Below are 23,030 nucleotides of genomic sequence, written 5' to 3' on the forward strand. Positions count from 1 at the left end.
ATTGTTTTTTTAAAGTGCGTATTTTAACCCGAAACAACCCGATTAGAGAAGAACAAAATTGGACGGATTACCTTGCCGGCGCAATTTCCGATCCGCAAACGTTATTGACCGCACTCTCGTTGCCGCACGATCAATTCAGTTCGGATATTGCCGCCCGTCGCTTATTTCCGCTGCGCGTTCCCTTGCCTTTTGTGGAAAAAATGGAAAAAGGCAATCCGCAAGATCCGCTTTTTCTACAGGCGATGTCTTCTCGACAGGAATTTCTCAGTGCGGAAGGATTTAGCAAAGATCCGTTGCAGGAGCAACATAACGCCGCGCCGAATATTCTGCACAAATACTACAACCGACTGTTATTTATAGTTAAAAACAGCTGTGCAATCAACTGTCGCTATTGTTTCCGCCGGCATTTTCCTTATGCGGAAAATAAGGGCGATAAGCAAAGCTGGCTGAAAGCCATCGATTATATCGCGGCGCATGCGGAAATTGAGGAAGTCATTTTTTCCGGCGGAGATCCGCTGATGGCAAAAGATCACGAGCTGGAATGGCTGATCATGCGGCTGGAAAAACTACCGCACTTACAGCGCTTGCGTATTCACACCCGTCTGCCAGTGGTAATTCCGCAGCGTATTACCGAACAATTTTGTCAGCTATTAGCTCAAACGCGCCTGCAAACCCTATTGGTCACGCATATCAATCATCCAAATGAAATTGATCAACAACTGGCGGCAGGCATGCAGAAACTCAAGCAGGCAGGTGTTACTCTGCTTAATCAATCGGTGCTGCTGAAAAATGTCAATGATAATGCACAGGTACTGAAACGTTTGAGCGATAAACTGTTTGCCGCCGGCATCCTGCCCTACTATCTGCATCTGTTGGATAAAGTGGAAGGCGCCAGCCATTTTTATATTGATGATCAACGTGCCACAAAAATTTACAATGAATTACAAAGCCTCACCTCCGGTTATCTGGTGCCGAAACTGGCGCGCGAAATTGCCGGCGAACCGAATAAAACTTTGTATTCAGCATAGGAAAATCGCGAAAGATCCTTTAAAATAAGCGAAATTTCGACCGCACTTTAAGTGCATTTATTTTTACTGTTAGTATTAAGGTATAACCGTGACAACTGAACAAAACAAACCAGAGACAGGGGCGGAAAATAATCCGGCACAAAATGAGTTGGATCTCGAATTTAATCAAATCGAGCCCATTACGCCGAAAAAACCCATTGCCTCTGAACCTTCATTTTTCAACAAGGCGAAAGGTATTATGAATTCTTTTACTCGCAAAGAGACTCCGGAAGCACAATTCAGCGTGCGCAAAGAACCCACTTTCGGTGCGAACGCCGACGTTCAAAACGCGCCGCAAGGCAATCAGACAAACAGCGTACCGCCGACTGCGACATCGGTTAACGATACCGCTACCGGCGAATCCGCCGCCAACCCGCAGTCAGATGCGGCGTCCTTAAATTCGCAACAGCCACAAAATACTTCAGCACCGACAAAAAGCCTGAAAAATCCTGAAAACTGGGCGATTTTACAGGCGCTACCGCCGAAATACCGACGTATTTTTATTGCATTGCTGATAGCAATCATTATTCTGCTGATTGTATCTTGGTTAAAACCGAGTTCGGAAACCGTCCATTCCTTTGAGCAATCCTCAACCACTATTCCGACTCAATTTCAATCTCTGGATCAAAGCCAGCCGCTAGAAAATACGGTGCTGGACAATATTAATAACGCACAAAACGAGCAGCCTGCCGATTTGCCGGCAACGAATGCAACTGATGCAAACGCACAGCGTGAAGAACAAAATGCAGCAAGCCCGACAGCGGATAACAGCACTCTGCACCCCGCCGATAGCCAGCCTGCGGCAACCCAAGCGCCTGCCGTACAACCTGCGCCAAGCCAGCCAACAACAGAAAATAAAGCCGATACCGCACCAATGGTCGCGCCACAACCTGTTCAACCGCAGCCGACACAACAACCAAGCCACAGCAACAACGTGCGCAGCGAAGTCAACAAACCTGCGCGTCATGAACAAGCTACGCCAAGCAAACCGGCAAAACCGGCTCAGAACGTAAAAGCCAGCGAAAGCAAAACCGCGCCGGCAGCAAAAGCAGAACGCAAAGGCGCGCCGGTAGTTGAAGCGAAAGCGACTGGTGCATCCGCAGCCAAACAGAGCGCAAGTGTGACAACAGGCAAAACCCTCACCGTACCGCAAGGCGTCACCTTGATGCAGGTATTTCGCGATAACAATTTGAATATCGCCGATGTGAATGCGATGACCAAAGCTAGCGGCGCCGGCAACGTGTTAAGCAGTTTTAAACCAGGGGATAAAGTTCAGGTTTCATTAAACGGACAAGGCAGAGTCAGCGAGCTGCGCCTGTCTAACGGTAGCCGGTTCGTGCGTCAGGCAGACGGCAGTTATCACTATAAAAAATAATCTTCAGGTGGGCGCATTCCCACCTTTTCATTGCGTTTAAACGCAGTTTTCTCAGAACAATAAAAGGGGATGTTATGTTAAAAACAGGACTTTTATTTATTTTTATATTTGGACTTGCAGCCTGTAGCCAACCATTGCTCCAACCGGCTGCACCTCAAACCGTACCGAAAACGCCCGCAGTGGTAGAAAAAACGACCCAACAGGGTGGCAAAGCAACGCGTTACCTGTGCAAAGATAACAAAATCGTACGTATCGTGCGCACACCGGGTAATAAAAAAAGAAAACTGAACTCAATTACCCTCACGTTTGAGCAAAGCACGCAAAAACTCACGCAGTCAATCTCTGAAAGCGGACGAAAATTCACCAATATTCATTGGCATTGGACTGAACGTAGCGAATACGGCACCCTAACCAGTGCGGTAGGTGATATATTGGCCGAGCAATGTGTAGAACAGCGATAAATATCAAATAAAAGCGCGAATAACTGACAAACCGCCATACTTATTAGCATAAATCCGATATAACGGGCTTTGTCGATAATTTAAATCCGATAATCCTCGGATTTTTTATTCGCTCTTACACGCGCTCCAACAAAGCGGAAAATCCTTGCCCACCACCGGCGCAGAAAGTAATCAGCCCCGTATGCAAATCCTGTCGTTCCAGCTCATATACCAGTTTTGTGGCTAAAATACCGCCGGTACCCGCCAACGGATGACCTAAAGCCAAAGCGCCACCATTAACATTCAATTTGGTAGTATCCATCTTCAGTTCACGAATACAGGCTAAAGATTGTGCAGAAAAAGCCTCATTCATCTCAATTAAATCAATATCCGACAAAGACATACCAACATTTTTCAGTAATTTTTGAGTAGCGTAAACCGGACCAATACCCATGATAGACGGCTCTACTCCCACTGCGGCAAAACTTACGAATCTAGCCCAAATTTTTAGTCCTAACGCTTCAGCTTTTTTTCTTTCCATAATCACTACCGCACCGGAACCATCGCTCATCGGCGAACTGTTACCGGCGGTAACAATACCTTCCTTCATAAAAGCCGGCGGTAATTTAGCCAAAGATTCAAGGTTGCAATCGGGACGTAGCGCTTCGTCACGATTCACTAAAATATCACCTTTACGATTTCTCACCGTGACCGGCACGATTTGCGTGTTAAAATAACCGTTGTGCCAAGCTTTCGTCGCTTTCATATGGCTTTCAACAGCAAACTGATCACACTCTTCCCGAGTTAAATGATATTTTTTAGCCAGATTTTCTGCGGTGATCCCCATCGGCATATCCATTTCTTTCGGTGCCGACATCGGTACCACCCATGCAGGCGGGTACATCTGATAAGCCACCGTCGGTTTTTCCATGAGATAACAACGGGTTGAATCGCTTTCCACCCCGCCTGCCACCATAATATCACCATAACCTGCCTGAATTAGCGCAGCGGCGTAAGCAATGGCATTAATACCGGAGGCACACTGGCGGTTCAAAGTAATTCCCGGCACGCTAATCGGCAACCCGGCCGCCAACCCGACCACTCGCGCCATATTCACGCAATCTGTGTTTAACAAATTACCGAAAATAATTTCATCGATTTCCGCAGGGTCAACACCCGAGCGTTTAACCGCTTCCTGCACAGTTAATCGTCCTAATTCCCAAGCCGGCACCGAAGCTAAAATACCTCTCGCCTTACCGACGGGAGTTCGCACCGCAGCAACAATAACCGCTTCACGCATAATAACATTCTCCTCATGCTGTTAAAATTCTTAAAAAACTGACCGCACTTTTTTATTAATTCTTGAAGATTAGGGGCGCCTCAGTTCGGCTTATTACCTCTGCTCTATCAACGCCCGGAAACAACTCTCTCACCACGATACCCTGCGGTGTAACGTCAAACACCCCAAGTTCCGTCACAATAATATCCACCACTTGATAACCAGTCAGCGGCCAAGTACATTTACTTAAAATTTTCGCCGCACCATTTTTCGCATTATGCTCCATCGCAACAATGACTTGTTTCGCACCAGAGACCAAATCCATAGCACCGCCCATGCCCATAATGCGCCCGCCCGGAATACTCCAATTGGCAATACTGCCCTCCGCATCTACCTGCAATGCCCCCAGTACTACCGCAGTGAGTTTGCCGCTACGGACCAACGCAAAAGCGCCCGCGCTGTCGGAAACAGACGCCCCCGGTAGTAAGGTAACAATTTGACCACCGGCATTAACATAGTTAGGCACTTCTTCACCAGGTTTTGGGGACGGGCCATAGCCTAACAGACCGTTTTCTGCATGTAGCAGTACTCCGTCTACAATATATTCGCGTACTAAACCGGGAATACCGATCCCCAGATTTACGACATCACCTGCTTTAAAAAAACCGGCAATTTTTTTTGCAATAAGTTTTTTTGAATCAGTCATAATCATTACTCCTCATTGCTTAAAATCATATCGACAAAAACACTGGGAGTAACCACCGCTTCAGGATCGAGCTCCCCGACCGCCACAATTTCATCTGCTTCAACGATCACCAGATCCGCAGCCATCGCCATCATAGGATTAAAGTTACGAGCAGCACCCTGATAAACCAGATTGCCAAATTCGTCGGCTTTAGCCGCACGAATAATCGCAATTTCAGCTCTAAAAGGTTTTTCAAAAATATATTTTTGTCCATCAACTTCCATAAGTTGGCGACCTTCTTCAGCAACCGTTCCCAAACCAGTTTTAGTCAGCACGCCCCCCAAACCTGCGCCGCCAGCACGAATTTTTTCTGCAAGCGTTCCCTGCGGAATCAATTCAACAGTAACCAGTCCGCGATTAACTAATTCCGTTACATAAGGATTCATTCCGATATGGGAATGGTGTGCCTTGCTAATGAGATGAGCATCATAGAGTTTACCCAGCGCAATGCCGGGATCGCCCGCATCATTAGAGATTAATTCAATATTTTTACAACCTTTTTCCACGATAATGTCGACAAGTCTATCGGCACAGCCTTTACAAGCAAAAATGCCCGCCATTAATTTCATTCCATCATAAAATTTTGCGGCAATATCTGCTTTTGAATAAATTTTATTATTCATCATATGTCTATTCCTTCATTGTTATGCAACTTAAATATCCGCCATTTTTATAGAGGAATTGCCACGCTCATATGGAAAAAACGCATTTTAGGATCATTTTCAGAATGTACTGAGGCTAATAATCTGGCGCTGACCGAAAACTTACCGAAATCGTAACCTACCAACGGACCGAACATCACATGTTCAATACGACTGCCTGCCGAATGTAAGCCCTGCACCACTGCGCCATGTTTCTTATCGTCGGTAAATTGTTTGGTCCAATTGCCGATAATACCGACCGTCCACTTATTCATGCGTTTTGTTGCCGTCAGATCAAGATAATAGGTATTCCCCGAACGGTAATCGGTTTTCTTGTTTTTGCCGTTAAAATCAAAGGTATTATTAATGGTAAAAGCCCAATCGTTTTTAAAGTAAGTTAAAGCGATATTGGGCTGAACGGTATAGTAGCGGTTGGCGAGATTTTCCGGTGTATTACTACAGGAACCTCCGCCGCAAGCGGTAGCATGTTTACCGTTTTTAAAGACAAAAGCGGTTCCCGTGCCTAAATGAAATCCGTTGCCTAAATGCCATGATAGCAAAATCGGCATAATCGTGGTGCTCATCAAACCGTGATTAGAATATTTGTTTTCTCCTCCGGGCATGTTTAAGGTAGTATGCGCGATTTTATACGGCTGCGCAATTCCCATGGCATAGTTCGCGCCGAGGAATTGATACGGCGTTGACCATAACAGAGTGGCGACCATACTCACATTACTTGCCTTCACCCTTACATTTGGCGAATGCAATTTTCCCCATTCATAATCCACGTCGTATCCAAAATAAAAGCCTTCGGGTGGCAATGCACCGGCATGATTACCGGTGGTCGCGCCGGGCTGCAACGGTGATACGCCTTCTGCCCCATAAACATTTGGATGCATTAGAAATAGTATTACGGTCACTGGTAAAATACGACCGAGTTTTTGTAACATACGATTAAATTTCATACCGGCATTCCTCGCTAAGTTGAACGAAAAAAGAAGGTTATTTGTTATTTATTAACATTTTTTAACCCTAGAATTTTTCTGGCCTCATTCGGTGTCGCCACTTCTTTGTCCGCTTCATTAATAATGCGCACTGCACGTTCTACAAGCATTTGGTTGGTCGCGGGAACGCCTTTTTTATAATACACATTGTCTTCCAGACCAACTCGAATATTACCGCCCATGGCAATCGTCGCCATCATGATCGGCAAATGCGCACGTCCGATGCCGAAAGCGCTCCAAGTGGCATCTTGCGGCAAAAGGCTTTGTAAATACACAAGATCGCCAACTGTCGCCATAGCCGCACCAAGTACCCCCAAACATAATTGAAAATGCATTGGTGCCTTTAAATTGCCTTGTTTCAAATAATATTGACAAGCATGCACCATTCCACTGTCAAAAATTTCGATCTCAGGTTTAATATCAAGCTCCTGCATAATATTACCGAGCTTTGTTAAAAATTGCGGTGAGTTCATAAATACCCCATCCGGCATCCAGTTAAACGATCCCGCATCAAAAGACGCAATCTCCGGCTTCACATAAGCCAAATGCTCCATACGCTGCTCGTCTGAAGCACGGTGATCGCCGCTGGTCGTGATGTTAATTATCACATCGCATTTGTCTTTAATACGATCCACGGCTTCTTTAAATTTATGCTTATCCATGCAGCCCAATCCCTGCTCGTCACGCATATGCAGATGCACGACAGAAGCTCCCGCTTTCCAGCATCGATAAGCGTCTTCTGCGATTTCTTGAGGAGTAATAGGAATATAGGGGGCGATCTCTTTAGGTGTAACTGCGCCAGTTAACGCTGCGGTTAATATCACTTTATTGCTCATAGCCGTTACCTCGTTTGTATCTGCGAATATATAAAAATCAAATAGAAATCAACAAACTTTCTATTCACTGCTATGGACTTTAACACCTGAGCAATAGGCAGCTGAAATGCTTTTTTATACATTAGTTATGTATTTTTCGAATAAATCTTGAACCAATGAGAAAGGAAAAATAAAGAAAAAATCGACCGCACTTTTTTAAGTGCAACAAAAAACCCGGCGATTGCCTGGTCGGAAACGTCGGGTTTAATTGATATTTAATGAAAAAACAGTAAGTAATTAGGCTTGGTATTTTTTGAACACCAGCGCGGCATTAGTGCCGCCGAAACCGAAGCTGTTTGACATCACCGTGCGCAGACCGGCGTTTTCTTTGGTTTCCGTTACAATATTCATTCCCTGTGCCTGTTCATCCAGCGTGTCGATATTAATGCTTGGTGCGATAAAATCGTGTTCCAGCATCAATAAACTATAAATTGCTTCATGTGCGCCAGCAGCACCCAGAGAGTGACCGGTCATAGACTTGGTGGAGGAAATCGGTGGGATGTTATCGCCGAAAACGTTTTTAATCGCAGCCAGCTCTTTCACATCGCCGACCGGTGTGGACGTACCGTGTACATTGATATAATCAATCGGCGCATCCACCGTCGCCATTGCCTGTTTCATACAGCGCTCGGCACCTTCACCGCTCGGTGCAACCATATCATAGCCATCAGAGGTCGCGCCGTAACCCACAATTTCCGCATAAATCTTCGCACCGCGCGCCAAGGCGTGTTCCAGCTCTTCAACCACCACCACTGCGCCACCGCCGGCAATGACAAAACCGTCGCGGTTGGCGTCATAAGCGCGCGAGGCTTTAGTCGGCGTATCATTATATTTAGTGGAAACCGCGCCCATCGCATCAAATTCCGAAGCGCATTCCCAGCCTAATTCTTCCGCACCGCCAGCAAACACAATATCCTGTTTACCCAGTTGAATCAATTCCAACGCATTGCCGATACAATGCGCGGAGGTCGCACATGCGGAGCTGATACTGTAGTTTACACCGCGAATTTTATAAGGTGTGGCTAAGCAGGCGGACACGCTGGATGCCATGGTTTTCGTTACCGCATAAGGACCGACCGCTTTAACGCCACGTGGACCGCGAACAGCATCGCAGGCAATCAGCTGATTATGTGCAGAACCAGTCCCTGCGCCGATCACCAAACCGGTACGATCGTTGGATACCTGTTCCGGAGTCAGTCCGGCGTCTTCAATCGCCTCTTTCATAGAAAGGTAGGCATACGCCGCCGCGTCGCCCATAAAACGATAGACTTTACGATCAATGAATTCTGCAGGATTTAACTTAATGGTACCGGCGATGTGACTGCGCATCCCCATTTCGATGAAAGAAGGTACCGATTCAATACCCGATTTACCCGCTTTCAATGAGGCCAGCACCTCATCTTTGTTATTGCCGATACTGGAGATTACACCGAAGCCCGTAATCACTGCTCTTTTCATAGATCATTCCTTATGTGATTCAACTGTTAAAAATAAGAACACGGTCGCTAACTTACTACGAAATGAAAATATTGCAAGTATTTCTTTGAAGGTTCGACCAATGCGGAGATTTTCGCTATTATAGCAAAATAAGTATTTGCCACAAAGGACCAGAATATGCGCTTTAAAGTCACGCCCGCCGCGGTCTATTTTAATCAAAACGCCACGCCCGTCTCCGCTCAATTTGATGATGTTTATTTTTCCGATCAGGACGGCTTGCAGGAAAGCCGTTATGTGTTTCTACAAGGCAATCAGCTTTGGCAACGCTGGCAACAGTGTCGCGAACGGCATTTCGTCATCGCCGAAAGCGGTTTCGGCACGGGGCTGAATTTTTTTGCCGCCACCGCGCTATTTCGTCGCTTTCGCCATGACTATCCGCAATCGCCGCTGAAACGCCTGTTTTTTATTTCTTTTGAAAAATATCCGCTCACCGCCGAGCAGCTGACCGAGGCTCACCGCACTTATCCGGAATTCAGCGCACTGGCACAACAGTTGCAGCAGTATTGGCTTGATCCGATTACCGGCTGCTACCGTTTTCATTTTGCCGAAACCACATTAGATCTATGGTTCGGCGATATTGCCGAGAATCTGCCACAATTGGGCGATTATATGACTCAGCGCATTGACGCTTGGTTTTTAGACGGCTTCTCACCGGCTAAAAATCCGCAAATGTGGAACGATGAACTGTATCGCAACATGTTCCGCTACACCAAGCCGCAAGGCACTTTCGCCACCTTTACGGCTGCAAGTGCGGTGCGCAAAGGGCTGCAAAACGCCGGGTTTCAGGTCAGCAAACGTAAAGGGTTCGGACACAAGCGCGAATGTCTGCAAGGCATCAAACCGACCGCAACGGCAGCCCCTCACATTAATGCGCCTTGGTATCTGGCGCAGCCGGCGCAATTCAACGGAGCAGAAGATATTGCCGTGATCGGCGGCGGAATCGCTTCATTATTTACCGCACTTTCCCTGTTGCAACGTGGCGCCAAGGTTACGCTTTATTGTGAAGACGAACAACCTGCGCTGAACGCTTCCGGCAATAAACAAGGCGCGTTTTATCCGCAACTGAGCGACGACGATCCGCGCAATATCCGTTTTTATATCCATGCTTTCGCCTATGGACATCAACGATTGCACTGGGCTATTGAACAGGGCATCGAATTTGAACATCAATTCTGTGGCGTAGCGCTGTGCGCCTATAATCGCAAAAGTGCGGTCAAATTAGCCAAAATTTCCGACTATGACTGGCCGCAGAATATTTATCAATCTCTTGATCAACAAACCTTAAGCGAGCTAGCCGGTTTGCCGCTGCCGTGCGGTGGTGGATTTATTCCGCAGGGGGCCTGGCTGGCGCCGCGTCAATTTGTCCAAAACGCCTTCGCCTATTTGCAACAAGCGGGGTTAGTCATAAAAACAGCGCAAAAAATCACCGCACTTTCACCGTTTGCCGACGGCTGGCAGCTTACCAATACGCAGGGCGAACATTTTACCCATACTGTTGTAGTACTAGCTAACGGTCATCAGCTCACGCAGTTCGCGCAAACGGCAAAACTGCCGCTGTATCCGGTGCGCGGTCAGGTCAGCCAGATTCCGACGACAACCAATCTGCTCAAACTGAAAACCGTATTGTGTTACGACGGCTATCTCACCCCGCCAGACCAGACCAAAACCAGCCATTGCATCGGCGCCAGCCATGTACGCGATAGTGCGGATCGCCGTTTCAACCCGCAGGAACAGCTGGAGAATCAGCAAAAAATTCAGCATAATCTGGCAAAAAGCGATTGGGTGAACGAGGTGGACACCTCAGCTAATCTGGCACGTATCGGCGTGCGTTGTGCCGTTCGCGACAGAATTCCAATGGTCGGTAATGTACCGAATTTTACCGCGCAGACACGAGATTATCATAACTTGTTCAATCTGCGCCGACGCAAACAAGCCGTTAACCATGCCGCCAATTACCCGAATTTGTATCTGGTCGGCGCGCTGGGCTCCAGAGGATTAACCTCCGCACCGCTGTTAGGCGAAACCCTTGCTTCACTGATTTACGGCGAACCTTTGCCGCTGAACGAGGAGATTTTTCATTGCTTAAGCGCTAACCGCAGCTGGTTGCGGAAATGGCTGAAAGGCACGCCGGTCGATTAAAACGCATAAAAAATCCCTTAATAAAATTCATATTAAGGGATTTTTCAATGTGTTGGACGCCTTATTTGACTCGACTGCCCGGCTGCGCGCCCTGATCCACATCCAATAGGAATAAATCACTGCCGCCGCTACCTGCCGATAAGATCATCCCTTCGGAAACGCCGAATTTCATCTTGCGCGGTGCCAGATTGGCGACCATAATCACAAAGCGCCCTTCCAACTGCTCCGGCTTGTCATAGGCAGCTTTAATACCGGAAAATACCTGTCGGGTTTCCACGCCTAAATCCAGCATAAATTTCAGCAGTTTATTGCTCTCCGGTACCGCTTCGCATTTCAATACTTTCGCCACACGCAAATCCAGTTTGGCAAAATCATCAATGCTGATGGTCGTTTCAAAAGGTTCAACCTGTGTTACAGAAACTCCGCCATTTTTCACCGCACTTTGGTTCACTTGTGCGTTTTCCGCTTTTGAAGCGGCGATCATCGCATCAATTTGCTTCATCTCCACGCGGGCAAACAAGGCCTTAAACGGTGCCACCCGATGTGCCAGTAACGGCGCAGTTAAATTCTCCCACATCAGTTCCGTTTGCAAAAACGCCTCGGCGCGCTGCGCCAGTTGCGGCAGTATCGGCTTTAAATAGCCCATTAACACCCGGAACAGCTGAATGCCCATAGAACATACCTGCTGTAATTCGGTCTCACGCTCCGCTTGTTTGGCAATCACCCAAGGCGCTTTGTCGTCGATGTATTTATTCGCCTTATCGGTCAACGCCATAATCTCACGCACCGCTTTACCAAATTCGCGCTGTTCATAATATGCCGCGATTTGCTCCGATTGTGCGGTAAATTCCGCAAATAATGCCTCATCGTCTAATTTATCCGCCAGTTGACCATCAAATCGTTTCTGAATAAAACCAGCATTGCGCGAAGCCAGATTGACCAGTTTATTGACTAAATCCGTATTGACGCGCTGCACAAAATCTTCCAGATTTAAATCCAGATCATCAATCCGACCGCTTAATTTTGCCGCATAATAATAACGCAGACATTCCGGATCCAAGTGTTTTAAATAGGTCGCCGCCTGAATAAAGGTACCGCGTGATTTAGACATTTTCTCGCCGTTTACGGTGACATAGCCATGTACGAAAATATTATTCGGCTTCCGCAGCCCCGCGCCTTCCAACATTGCCGGCCAGAACAGAGAATGGAAATACATAATATCCTTACCGATAAAATGATAAAGCTCGGCTTGGCTGTCCTGTCGCCAAAAACTGTCAAAATCAAGCGCGCCCTTTTTATCGCAAAGATTTTTAAACGACGCCATATAACCGATCGGCGCATCCAACCAGACATAAAAATATTTATCTTGCGTATTCGGAATTTTAAACCCGAAATACGGCGCATCACGGGAAATATCCCATTGCTGTAGCCCGGCATCAAACCATTCGCGCATTTTATTCGCCACTTCCTGCTGCAAGGTGCCGGAATGGATCCAGTCTTTCAGCATACTTTCAAAACTCGGTAGGTCAAAAAAGAAATGCTCACTTTCTTTCAGTACCGGAGTGGCGCCGGAAACTGTCGAATGCGGATTAATCAGCTCGGTCGGGCTATAGGTCGCCGAACAAACTTCGCAATTGTCGCCGTACTGATCCGGCGATTTACATTTCGGGCATGTGCCTTTGACAAAACGATCGGGCAAAAACATGCCTTTTTCCGGGTCGAACAACTGCGAAATCGTGCGGCTTTTAATAAATCCGTTGGTTTTTAGCGCCTGATAAATCATCTCAGACAACAGCTTATTTTCTTCGCTGTGAGTGGAGTGATAATTATCAAAACTGATATTGAAGCCGGCAAAGTCCGCCATATGCTTTTGCCGCACATCGTCAATCAGCTGCTCCGGTGTAATGCCCATTTGATCCGCTTTTAACATAATCGGCGTACCGTGTGCGTCATCGGCACAAACAAAGTAAATTTCGTTGCCGCGCATACGCTGAAAACGCACCCAAATATCCGCCTGAATATGTTCTAACATGTGACCTAAATGAATCGGTCCATTGGCATAAGGTAATGCACAGGTGACCAAAATTTTACGCGCCGGATTTGACATGATTTATCTACCTTTCTCCTCAAAAAAATCGGCGTAAATTTTACCTGATTCACGGTATTTTTTCCAGCTCAACCGCACTTTTCGCAATTTTGACTTAACACAGCCGATTCGGCGTGTTTAAATATATCCGACGAATTGACTTCACCAGCTTAAAGGAATATCAGTTATGGCTATTTTCTTTTCTGAAAATCTGACCGAGAGACAAAAACAACAAATTCAATCGCAATTTCAACAATTCCAGCATCCTACGTTACAGCAGGATCTGCTCGCGTTAAACGCCGTCAAAAAAGTGGAAAAAGGCGGTGCAACCCTGCGCGTTGAAATCACCATGCCCTTTGCTTGGAATAGCGGATTTGCGCAACTACAGACCGCACTTTCCGAACCGTTGCAAAAAATCAGCGAAACCCAGCAAATTAAATGGCTGCTGACCTACCAAATCGCCACGTTAAAACGCGCCAATAATCATCCGGCGGTCAAAGGGGTCAAAAATATTATTGCCGTCAGCTCCGGTAAAGGCGGGGTGGGAAAATCCACCGTCGCGGTCAATCTGGCGCTAGCATTACAAGCGCAAGGCGCGCATGTCGGCATTCTGGATGCGGATATTTACGGTCCTTCGATCCCGCACATGCTTGGTGCGGCAGACCAGCGCCCAACCTCTCCGGACAATCAACATATTAACCCGATTCAGGCACACGGCATTATCGCCAATTCCATCGGTTTTCTAATGGATGCCGACAGCGCGACAATATGGCGCGGCCCGATGGCAAGCAGTGCCTTAAACCAGCTGCTGCAAGAAACGTTATGGGCTAACGACGGCAAAGAACTGGATTATCTGGTTATTGATATGCCGCCGGGTACCGGCGATATTCAGCTTACCTTGTCGCAGCAAATTCCGGTGACCGGTGCCATTGTGGTGACAACACCGCAGGATATCGCATTAATCGACGCAATCAAAGGCGTGGCAATGTTCCAGCGAGTATCCGTACCGGTACTGGGAATTGTAGAAAACATGTCAGTCCATATTTGCAGCAACTGCGGTCATCAGGAATCAATTTTCGGCACTGGCGGCGCGGAAAAAATGGCGGAAAAATATCAAGTCAAAGTCTTATCGCAACAACCGCTGCATATCCGTTTACGCGAAGACATGGATAACGGCACCCCGACTGTCATCTCCGCCCCGCACAGCGAAATCGCCCAATCCTTCCTGCAACTGGCGGAAAAGGTCGCCGCCGAACTCTACTGGCAGGGCGATGTCATCCCAGGCGAAATCATGTTTAAAGAGGTGAAATAAAAGGTAAGTGCGGTAGAAATTTTCGGTATTTTGCAACAGTTTTACTAAACTTAAGGACTGAGTACTGTATTAAGCAGGGCTTAGTCCTTTTAATTTCTATATAACAATCACATAATTTTAAAAATTTTTTTATTTTCCACCGCACTTTTCCATTCTACGGGCTATTCTTTTTTCAGTAAAAACACACCATGTTCGGCTAAATGGACGTAGGCGTTGTGTTGGTTGGGATCAAAGCTGTCTGGATTGGCGTTAATTAGCAAGGTTTGTCCACCCCAGTCGGCGACGATTTCCCAGTGATTTCCCATATACACTGCGCTGGTAACAGTGCAATATTGCGCCGCTTCGCCCGTTGGTTCCAAACGAACGGCTTCCGGACGGACGCCGACCAAGCAAGCACCGTCGGGTAGACCGAAACGTTCAATATGCGGCAGAGTGAAGTGATAGCCGTTGACGGTAATCGTGCCCTGTCGTAGTTCGCCGTCGAAGATGCTGCTTTCACCCATGAAATTAGCCAGAAACAGAGAATTCGGGTGTTGATAGAGCGTTTTTGCCGGCGCCTTTTGCATAATTTTACCTTTGTGCATGACGATGACTTCGTCGGAAACCGCAAATGCCTCGGTCTGGTCGTGCGTCACATAAAGCGAAGTAATGCCCAGCCGTTGCTGCAATTCGCGAATTTTTTCGCGCATTGAGCGGCGTAAGTTGGCATCCAGATTGCTCAACGGTTCGTCAAAGAGCAGCACTTTCGGTTTTAACACCAAGGCGCGCGCCAATGCCACCCGCTGTTGCTGACCGCCGGAAATTTGGTCGACATAGCGGTCTTCAAACCCTGCCAGATCCACCAGTTCAAGCGCTTCCTTAACCCGTTGTTTACGCTCCTCCCCGCTGATACCTTGCATACGCAAACCATAGCCGACGTTATCGCCGATAGACATGTGCGGGAACAAGGCGTAAGACTGAAAGACGATGCAGATGTCACGGTTTTGAATGGAGGATTTGGTGACGTCTTCTCCGTCGATAAAAATGTGTCCCGCAGTCGGACTTTCCAGACCGGCAACCAAACGCAGCACGGTGGTTTTGCCGCAGCCTGAAGGACCGAGCAACGTCACCATGGTGCCGCGTTTAATGCTGAGATCCAGATTATCGATCACAACGGATTTGCCGAAGGCTTTAGTGATATTTTTTAATACTAAGAAATCATGATTATTCATAAAACAACCTATTTATATTGATTATTCGTTATTACGCCGCAATGCCGTCGAGTGCGGCGATATTTGTTCGTTCAGTGCATTTTTTTCGCTTTGGAACGCGCAATGCGGGTGTCGCCAATCAGCCAGTCAAACAGCAGAATAATGGTCATCATCACGATAATCAGTATCGAGCCATAAGCGATTGCAACACCGTATTCGCCGTCTTCCACTCGGTTTAAAATATAAGCGGTGGCAACCCGCGTGTCGGCGGTAACTAAGAAAATAATGGCGCTGACAGTGGTCATCGCGCGCACGAAACTGGTTACCAATGCGGACAACAATGCCGGTTTTAACAGTGGAAAAACGATAAACCAGATCGTTTTAAGGGAGCTGCCTTTTAACGATAATGAGGCTTCGTCCAGCGATTTGTCCAGCTGTCCCAGCCCGGCAATGGCGGCGCGCATACCAATTGGCAAATCGCGCATGACCATGGAAATAATAATGATGATGCCGGTGCCGGTGATATACATCGGAGCATTATTAAAAGCCAGAATATAAGAAACCCCAGCCACGGTACCCGGCACAGCGAAACACAGCATAGTAAGGAATTCGAGGCTTTTTTTACCCTGAAAATCTTTGCGTACCACAATATAAGCGATGAGCAAGCCAAACAGTGCGGTTAATGGCGCGGCGATACCGGCGTAAATCAATGTATTGATGAGAGAAGGCCAAGCTCCGTCGCTGAACCCCTGACCGAATAACATGGCATAATTTTGTAAAGTTAAGGTGTAGTTGACACCCCAATTGACGGTAAAACTGCCGTAGAAAATGCTACCGTAAAGCACCAGATTAAATATCACCCAGCCGCCGAGCATTGCGATAATGGTGTATTTAAGCCCGGCGGGCAGTTCCTGCACATCGCCGCGATAAGATTTGCCGGAAACGGTGACATAAGAGCGGTTACCGATCCATAAATACTGAATGATAAAAATGCCTAGGGAGAAAATTAACAGCATAGAGCCCAGCGTGCTTGCCGAGGCGTAATCCAGCTGCGAGCCGGCGATATAGAAATAAATCTGGGTAGCGATCACATCAAAACTGCCGCCGAGTACCAACGGGTTGCTGAAATCCGCCAATGATTGGATAAATATGATTAAAAACGAATTTGCCAGCGCCGGACGCAATAATGGAAAAATAATGTTATAGAATGTCTGGTAACGATTTGCGCGTAAGGTATAAGAAGCCTCTTCAATTGATGGATGAATGGATTTTAGCGCACCGTCCAGAATCATAAAGGAGATCGGCGCAAACGCCAGAATCTGCGCAATGGCAATACCGCTAAAACCATATAGCCAATTATGATTGGTAAAACCCAGATACGTATCCAAAAATTCAGTCACATAGCCGGAACGCCCCAGCATTAAGGTCACGCCTAAACCAACCACAAAAGGCGGGGTAACAATCGGCAGAATGGAAAAGATTTTACCGATAAATGCGGTGCGTCTGGCGATACGGGTGGTATAAAGGGCAAATGCCAAACCGAATACCGTTGAAATCAGTCCAACAAAGCCCGAGAGCATTAACGAGTTGGTGATAATGCGCAGAATATATTGCTGCCCAAGAATACGCACCACCTGCTGCGGCGCGAAGGTGTCGCCGTCATAAAACATGGAAATAAAGATCGCAACAGTGGGATAAACGATAAAAAAGAAAATAATCAAAATAATGCTGATCAGCGCCGCCAGAATGAATTTGTCGCCCTGCATGATTTTCAATTTGGCCAGCGCTAACGTGGCAAGTGCGGTCAAACTGAGGGCTAATACAATCGTCGCATATCCCATGCTGACCTGATATACCGTGGCGCTGACAAAGGTAAACAGCGCACTAAAGGCGATTAAACACAGCTCCGCTTTTGCCTGTGTTTCCACCGACAGTTTCAGCCGCGGCAACAATAAAAAACCCAGCAGCGGAAGAAACCAAAGTATGCTCAAATTCCATGAAGACCAGCCCATAGCCGCCAAAAACTCATCGGCGGTGCTGTCCAGTATACCGTAATCAAGTGCGGTAGCGGGAAGGAGTAAAAATGCGCTGAAGGCCAGCGTGACCCAAAACGTTGAACGGTCAAGAATCGGTAATGTTGCGGAATTCATAATGCCTCGCAGAAAAAACAAGAATGTGGTCAGCAAAACGGCCACATTCTTGCACGGTTAGAATAATTATTGTGCCAATTTAACTTCATTGACCCATTTATTAATTAAGCGCTTACGCTCATCGGCGGCGCCGTATTTTTCAAAATCATAATTAATCAAATTGAGCTTACTCGGATCAAAAGCGACCGGCGATTGTTCTGCAGTCGTGTTGGTCAAGGTCTGGAAGGATTTTCCTTGTTTCCACGCCGTTTCCTGACCTTCTTTCGATAACGCCCAGTCCACAAACAGTTTCGCATTGTCCATATTGCGTGCACCTTTAAGGATGCTGACGCCGCCCAATTCATAACCGGTACCCTCGCAAGGCACAATCATTTCAATTGGCGCGCCCTGCTGTTTTTCCAATGCGTAATCATGCAGGAAGCCAATGCCCACGGTGGTTTCGCCACGTGCCGTATTGCGCGACGGTGTGACACCGGATTTGGTGTATTGCGAAATATTCGGATGTAATTGCCGGAAGAAGTTAAAGGCTGCGTCCTCGCCCCACAACTGAACAAAGGTGGCAATCGCCGTATAAGCGGTGCCGGAGCTTTGCGGGTCGGCAATTTGAATTTCGTTTTTCAGACGCGGATCAGTTAAATCTTTCCAGCATTTCGGCATATCGCTGATGCCCAGTTTTTTCAAACGCTCGGTATTCACGGCAAATCCCAAAATGCCCATATAAATGGCGGAGGTTAAATTACCTTTTACTTTTGCCGGATCTTGAAAACGTTCGATAATCTGCTCGACATGCGGTGAACGATAGGCTTCCAGCAGCCCCAATTCACCGGCTTGTGACTGCGGATCCAGCGTGCCGCCGTACCAAACATCAGCCTGCGGATTATTTTTTTCCGCTTCGATTTTCGCAAAAGTGCTGCCAGAACCGTTGCGAATAAACGCAGTTTTGACACCATATTTCGCCCCAAAAGCCTGCGTTTCGGCTTCACACATTTCATTGGTCGCGCTACAGTACACAACCAGACGACCTTTTGCACTCGCCGGCGCAGTAGCCAGCAATCCCGCGCTTAAAAGTGCGGTCGAAATCGCAAGAGAAATTTTCTTTAGCCTCATACGGATATCCTCCATGTCTTTATGCTTATTATAAATCGATCAATCAAAATGTGGTGCGATTTGATCCTTCGCCCGATTTTGAATGCAGCGTATGCTACAGGAAACCGGCTGAAAATAACGTGAAGGGAATCACAGAATAACAATTGTGCGGTTTTATTTGCCGATCTTGTGCTAAATGATTATCCAAACTGCGAATTTTTCTTTATAATTGCGGGTTATCGTGTTCACTTGTTCGGATCATCAATATGTCAGAGCCATCTTGTATTATCATCGCTATCGCCGGCGCATCGGCATCGGGTAAAAGTTTAATCGCCTCCACCATTCATAAAGAACTGCGCGAGGAAATAGGCTGTGACGACATCGGCATTATTTCGGAAGACAGCTACTATCGGGATCAAAGCCATCTGGCCTTTGAGGAACGAATTAAAACCAATTACGATCATCCTAATTCCATGGATCGCAATTTGCTGATCGAGCATCTGCGTACGTTAAAATCCGGCAAGGCAGTGGATATTCCGGTTTACAGCTATGTGGAACATACGCGAACCGGTGAGATCACCCACTTTGAACCGAAAAAAGTGATTATTTTGGAAGGTATTTTGCTGCTGACCGATGAGCGCGTCCGGCAGGAAGCCAATATTTCGGTTTTTGTGGATACGCCGCTGGATATTTGTTTTATCCGCCGCTTGAAGCGCGATATGCAGGAACGCGGGCGCTCATTGCAATCGGTGATTGATCAGTATCGTGCCACGGTTCGTCCGATGTTTTTACAGTTTATCGAACCGTCAAAACAATATGCCGATATTATCGTCCCGCGCGGCGGGAAGAATCGCATTGCAATCAATATGTTAAAAGCGCAAATTCGCCATCTGTTAGGCAAAAATAAGGGTTAACCGCCATGAGACTATGCGATACCGATATTGAACGCTACCTGGACGACGGCATTATTTCTTTAACACCACGCCCGAGTAATGACAAAATTAACGGCGCCACCATTGATGTTCGGTTGGGGAATTCCTTTCGCGTGTTTCGTGAACATACCGCGCCTTACATTGATTTAAGCGGTCATAAACAAGAGGTTGCGGCTCAACTGGATGCGGTAATGAGCGAAGAAATCCTGATTGCCGACGGCGACGCGTTTTTTCTGCATCCCGGTGAACTGGCGCTGGCGACAACGCTGGAAGCGGTGAAATTACCGGCGAATATTATCGGCTGGCTGGACGGACGTTCATCGCTGGCACGACTTGGGTTAATGGTGCACGTGACCGCCCACCGTATCGATCCGGGTTGGGAAGGCAAAATCGTGCTGGAATTTTTTAATTCCGGCAAACTGCCGTTGGCGTTGCGCCCAAATATGGTGATCGGCGCGCTGAGTTTTGAAGTGCTGAGCGGCGAAGCAGCGCGCCCGTATAATCGGCGGCGGGATGCCAAATATAAAAATCAGCAAAATGCCGTCGCAAGTCGGATTAGCGAGGATTAGGCGATGTGGAAAAAGATCGCATTGAGTTTTATGGTTGTCGTTATTGCGATCTTATCAGTGATGTACGTGCAAAAAGATCGGCTAGAACGTCAGCTAACCGCCAGCTTGCACAAGCACGACATTCAATTTGAAAAACTGGACTTTCAGTTTTTTCTTTCCCCCAAACTCACCTTGGAAGGTGTCGATCTGACATTGGAGCAAGGGCGTAGGTTTACCTTTGCACAAATCGATATCGCACTAAATCCGCTTTACAGTCTGATTGGCGATGTGCGTTTTTCGTCTATTGCCTTGCATCAGGGACAGATTAGCAAGCCCGATTTACATGATGTGAATATTGTTATAAAACCCACCGCACTTTGCCTGGAAGACTTACCGAACGTCATGAATTTTCTCGCCACCGAGCAGATTGAGCCGAGCGCACTGTGGTCGGCGGATAAATGGCGCTATGCAGTGCAGTTCAGTGCCAAAGACTCGTTTAATAACCACGTTGAGCTACAAACGGAAGTCTTCTTTTCCGGTCTGGAAACGGAATTCAGTCAACTCAAACTGACATTGAATTTGCACGACCCCCTTTACAGCGATAAAAAGCAATTTGATTTCAGTTTGGATCAAGCTATTTTTTCAAGCCATACAGACGGGCATCATATCCTGATTTTAAAAGATCTCAGCTCAAATAATGAGACCTTCCGCTACATTAATATTGATCTCAATAACCAAGCGGATGCGCTGACCGGCTACTTGGTTAACGCCGAAATGGCGAATATTCGCTTTCAACTTGATTCTCATCCGCACGCAGAACCTCGCCTCACGCATTTGGCAATTACCGGTAAAGGCGTCGCGGTGAATAAATGGTTTAATCTCTTAAAGCTGCCGGCAGTAATTTCCGGAAAAGGTGATGTGCAGGCGGATATTTTCTTTGACCGATGGCAAATGACGTCGGGACAGGCCACCTTTGCGCTTACAGACGGTGAATTTAACGGTTTAAACATACTCAATATTATCGCGCAGCACCTGCCGATTAATTATGATGCCGAGGCGCTGCAAAACGCTAACAGTCAATTCGAGCGCTTGCAGTCCGATTTGCGTTGGGATAAAGAAATCATGCTGATCGATCATTTACGACTGAAAAATCGCAATATTCGGCTGTTCGGCAGAGGCATGGTAGCGCTTAACGATATGCGTTGCGACATTTCGCTGAATATTGGTTTAACCGATGAAAAATATAAAGATTTCACTTTACCGTTGCGCTTTTTCGACAGCTGTTATTCGCCGCAGTATAAAATTGAAATGACGCGGGATATTCGGCATCAGATCAAAGAGTTGCTCCGACAGAAACTTGAGCGTTAAAGGTGACATTTGATGCCGGAGTGCTAAAATAGTCTCTCTTTATTCTCGCCCGAGACCGCATTCATGTTATCACCGAAAATTGTCCGCCGCCTGAAACTCTGGCGCGTAATTTGTCTGGCTTTTTCCGCGTTTATTTTTAATACCACGGAATTTATTCCGGTGGCACTGTTGTCTGATATTGCGCAGGGTTTTCACATGCCGGTGGCGCAAACCGGGCTGATGATCACCATTTATGCTTGGATTGTCTCGCTGCTATCGCTGCCTTTTATGCTGTTGACTGCCAAGCTGGAACGTCGCAGCTTGCTGATTAAACTGTTTATTCTGTTTATCCTCAGCCATATTCTTTCGGCTTGTGCGTGGAATTTCTGGGTACTGCTGATTTCCCGCATCGGCGTGGCGGTAACCCATGCAATATTCTGGTCGATTACCGCCTCGTTAGCGGTACGTCTGGCGCCGAAAGACAAAAAAGCCCAGGCGCTCGGTCTGCTGGCAATGGGCAGTGCGCTGGCAATGGTCTTGGGGCTGCCGCTGGGACGTATTATCGGTCAGGCATTGGGCTGGCGCGCGACTTTTGCGGTTATTGCGCTGGTTGCCAGCGTCGTACTGCTATTATTATATAAATTATTACCGCACTTAGTCAGTATTAATGCCGGCTCGCTGCACAGTGTACCGCAATTATTCAAACGCCCGCTGTTGGTCGGATTATATACGCTGACTGTCATTGTAGTATCGGCGCATTTCACCGCTTACAGCTATATCGAACCCTTTATGCTGAATATCGTGCAAATGGCGCCGAGTCTGACAACTGCCGTGTTGTTAGTGTTCGGGCTGTCCGGCATTATCGCAAGCCTGCTGTTCAATCGTTTTCACCGTTTCGGACCGGCGAAATTTCTGCTCTCGTCCATGGCGCTGCTCACCCTGTCTTTATGTTTATTGCTCGTGCTGCACAGCAGTGAAACGCTGCAATTTATGTTGGTATTCATCTGGGGCATCGGTATCGCCGGTATCGGGCTAAGTTTGCAAGTACGGGTATTACAGCTGGCACCAGATGCCACCGATGTGGCAATGGCAATGTATTCCGGCATTTATAATATCGGCATCGGCGGCGGCGCATTAATCGGCAATCAGATTATGCATTTCGTCGGGCTGCAATATATCGGTTTGGTCGGCAGCGCACTGGCGCTGCTTGCCACGCTGTTATTTGTGTGTCTGCATCTGCGTTTCCGCCATTTGCCGATTAAAGCTATTCAATAACACGCCGCTAAATGAAAAGTGCGGTGAAAAATCGAACATTTT

General features: G+C 47.2%; 19 protein-coding genes. 9 read left to right on the forward strand and 10 right to left on the reverse strand.

Annotation, left to right across the window (positions count from 1 at the left end; translation table 11 throughout):
- The first annotated feature begins 14 nt into the window (after positions 1–14).
- The 3 genes from epmB (at position 15) to BN3349_RS03050 (ending at position 2,903) form a co-directional block, all read left to right on the forward strand.
- Positions 15–1,028 carry an EF-P beta-lysylation protein EpmB gene (gene epmB / locus BN3349_RS03040; protein ID WP_040975828.1) on the forward strand — a complete coding sequence of 338 codons (1,014 nt, stop codon included), beginning with the start codon at positions 15–17 and terminating at the stop codon, positions 1,026–1,028.
- A gap of 88 nt (positions 1,029–1,116) precedes the next feature.
- On the forward strand, positions 1,117–2,442 hold the full coding sequence (gene oapA, locus BN3349_RS03045) for an opacity-associated protein OapA (RefSeq protein ID WP_040975829.1): 1,326 nt from the start codon (positions 1,117–1,119) through the stop codon (positions 2,440–2,442).
- Positions 2,443–2,516: 74 nt separating this feature from the next.
- A complete protein-coding gene (locus BN3349_RS03050) occupies positions 2,517–2,903 on the forward strand; it encodes an MliC family protein (RefSeq protein WP_040975830.1) in 387 nt (128 codons plus the stop codon).
- Positions 2,904–3,018: 115 nt separating this feature from the next.
- On the opposite strand, the gene BN3349_RS03055 is transcribed toward BN3349_RS03050, so the two are convergent.
- The 6 genes from BN3349_RS03055 to fabB all read right to left on the reverse strand — a co-directional run bounded on the left by BN3349_RS03055 (position 3,019) and on the right by fabB (position 8,884).
- Positions 3,019–4,182 (reverse strand): thiolase family protein, encoded by a 1,164-nt coding sequence (locus BN3349_RS03055; protein ID WP_101430477.1) that lies wholly within the window; start codon positions 4,180–4,182, stop codon positions 3,019–3,021.
- A gap of 55 nt (positions 4,183–4,237) precedes the next feature.
- The gene (locus BN3349_RS03060) at positions 4,238–4,867 is read right to left on the reverse strand and encodes a 3-oxoacid CoA-transferase subunit B (protein WP_218971798.1); all 630 of its coding nucleotides are present in this window, start codon (positions 4,865–4,867) and stop codon (positions 4,238–4,240) included.
- A 5-nt stretch (positions 4,868–4,872) separates the two neighbouring features.
- Complete coding sequence (locus BN3349_RS03065) at positions 4,873–5,532, reverse strand: CoA transferase subunit A (protein ID WP_040975833.1); 660 nt, start codon at positions 5,530–5,532, stop codon at positions 4,873–4,875.
- Between the two features lie 44 nt (positions 5,533–5,576).
- Positions 5,577–6,512: a SphA family protein gene (locus tag BN3349_RS03070; protein WP_040975835.1), complete on the reverse strand. Its 936-nt coding sequence runs from the start codon at positions 6,510–6,512 to the stop codon at positions 5,577–5,579.
- Between the two features lie 44 nt (positions 6,513–6,556).
- Positions 6,557–7,387 (reverse strand): beta-keto acid cleavage family enzyme, encoded by an 831-nt coding sequence (locus BN3349_RS03075; RefSeq protein WP_040975837.1) that lies wholly within the window; start codon positions 7,385–7,387, stop codon positions 6,557–6,559.
- A gap of 276 nt (positions 7,388–7,663) precedes the next feature.
- On the reverse strand, positions 7,664–8,884 hold the full coding sequence (fabB, locus tag BN3349_RS03080; protein ID WP_040975838.1) for a beta-ketoacyl-ACP synthase I: 1,221 nt from the start codon (positions 8,882–8,884) through the stop codon (positions 7,664–7,666).
- Positions 8,885–9,040: 156 nt separating this feature from the next.
- On the opposite strand from fabB, the gene mnmC reads away from it, so the two are divergent.
- The gene (gene mnmC / locus BN3349_RS03085; protein ID WP_040975839.1) at positions 9,041–11,062 is read left to right on the forward strand and encodes a bifunctional tRNA (5-methylaminomethyl-2-thiouridine)(34)-methyltransferase MnmC2/FAD-dependent 5-carboxymethylaminomethyl-2-thiouridine(34) oxidoreductase MnmC1; all 2,022 of its coding nucleotides are present in this window, start codon (positions 9,041–9,043) and stop codon (positions 11,060–11,062) included.
- A gap of 61 nt (positions 11,063–11,123) precedes the next feature.
- Here the strand turns inward: mnmC and metG are convergent, their stop codons facing one another.
- Complete coding sequence (gene metG / locus BN3349_RS03090) at positions 11,124–13,169, reverse strand: methionine--tRNA ligase (protein WP_040975840.1); 2,046 nt, start codon at positions 13,167–13,169, stop codon at positions 11,124–11,126.
- 166 nt (positions 13,170–13,335) lie between these two features.
- Between metG and apbC the strand changes: the two genes are divergently transcribed.
- Positions 13,336–14,460: an iron-sulfur cluster carrier protein ApbC gene (gene apbC, locus BN3349_RS03095; protein ID WP_040975841.1), complete on the forward strand. Its 1,125-nt coding sequence runs from the start codon at positions 13,336–13,338 to the stop codon at positions 14,458–14,460.
- A gap of 161 nt (positions 14,461–14,621) precedes the next feature.
- On the opposite strand, the gene fbpC is transcribed toward apbC, so the two are convergent.
- The 3 genes from fbpC to BN3349_RS03110 all read right to left on the reverse strand — a co-directional run bounded on the left by fbpC (position 14,622) and on the right by BN3349_RS03110 (position 18,907).
- Entirely contained in the window at positions 14,622–15,671 is a 1,050-nt protein-coding gene (gene fbpC / locus BN3349_RS03100) for a ferric ABC transporter ATP-binding protein (protein ID WP_040975842.1), read from the reverse strand.
- A 71-nt stretch (positions 15,672–15,742) separates the two neighbouring features.
- Positions 15,743–17,800: an ABC transporter permease gene (locus BN3349_RS03105; protein WP_040976023.1), complete on the reverse strand. Its 2,058-nt coding sequence runs from the start codon at positions 17,798–17,800 to the stop codon at positions 15,743–15,745.
- A 66-nt stretch (positions 17,801–17,866) separates the two neighbouring features.
- Positions 17,867–18,907, reverse strand: coding sequence for an ABC transporter substrate-binding protein (locus BN3349_RS03110; RefSeq protein ID WP_040975844.1), 1,041 nt, complete (start codon positions 18,905–18,907; stop codon positions 17,867–17,869).
- Positions 18,908–19,152: 245 nt separating this feature from the next.
- Here BN3349_RS03110 and udk point away from each other — a divergent pair, with 245 nt between their 5' ends.
- The 4 genes from udk (at position 19,153) to BN3349_RS03130 (ending at position 22,988) form a co-directional block, all read left to right on the forward strand.
- On the forward strand, positions 19,153–19,800 hold the full coding sequence (gene udk / locus BN3349_RS03115; protein ID WP_040975846.1) for a uridine kinase: 648 nt from the start codon (positions 19,153–19,155) through the stop codon (positions 19,798–19,800).
- Positions 19,801–19,805: 5 nt separating this feature from the next.
- Positions 19,806–20,387 carry a dCTP deaminase gene (gene dcd / locus BN3349_RS03120; protein WP_032109532.1) on the forward strand — a complete coding sequence of 194 codons (582 nt, stop codon included), beginning with the start codon at positions 19,806–19,808 and terminating at the stop codon, positions 20,385–20,387.
- Positions 20,388–20,390: 3 nt separating this feature from the next.
- Positions 20,391–21,734, forward strand: coding sequence for an AsmA-like C-terminal region-containing protein (locus BN3349_RS03125; RefSeq protein ID WP_040975847.1), 1,344 nt, complete (start codon positions 20,391–20,393; stop codon positions 21,732–21,734).
- 63 nt (positions 21,735–21,797) lie between these two features.
- Positions 21,798–22,988 (forward strand): sugar transporter, encoded by a 1,191-nt coding sequence (locus BN3349_RS03130; RefSeq protein WP_040975848.1) that lies wholly within the window; start codon positions 21,798–21,800, stop codon positions 22,986–22,988.
- Positions 22,989–23,030: the final 42 nt, after the last annotated feature.

Source organism: Necropsobacter massiliensis (genome assembly GCF_000827595.2).
Lineage (GTDB): Bacteria > Pseudomonadota > Gammaproteobacteria > Enterobacterales > Pasteurellaceae > Necropsobacter > Necropsobacter massiliensis.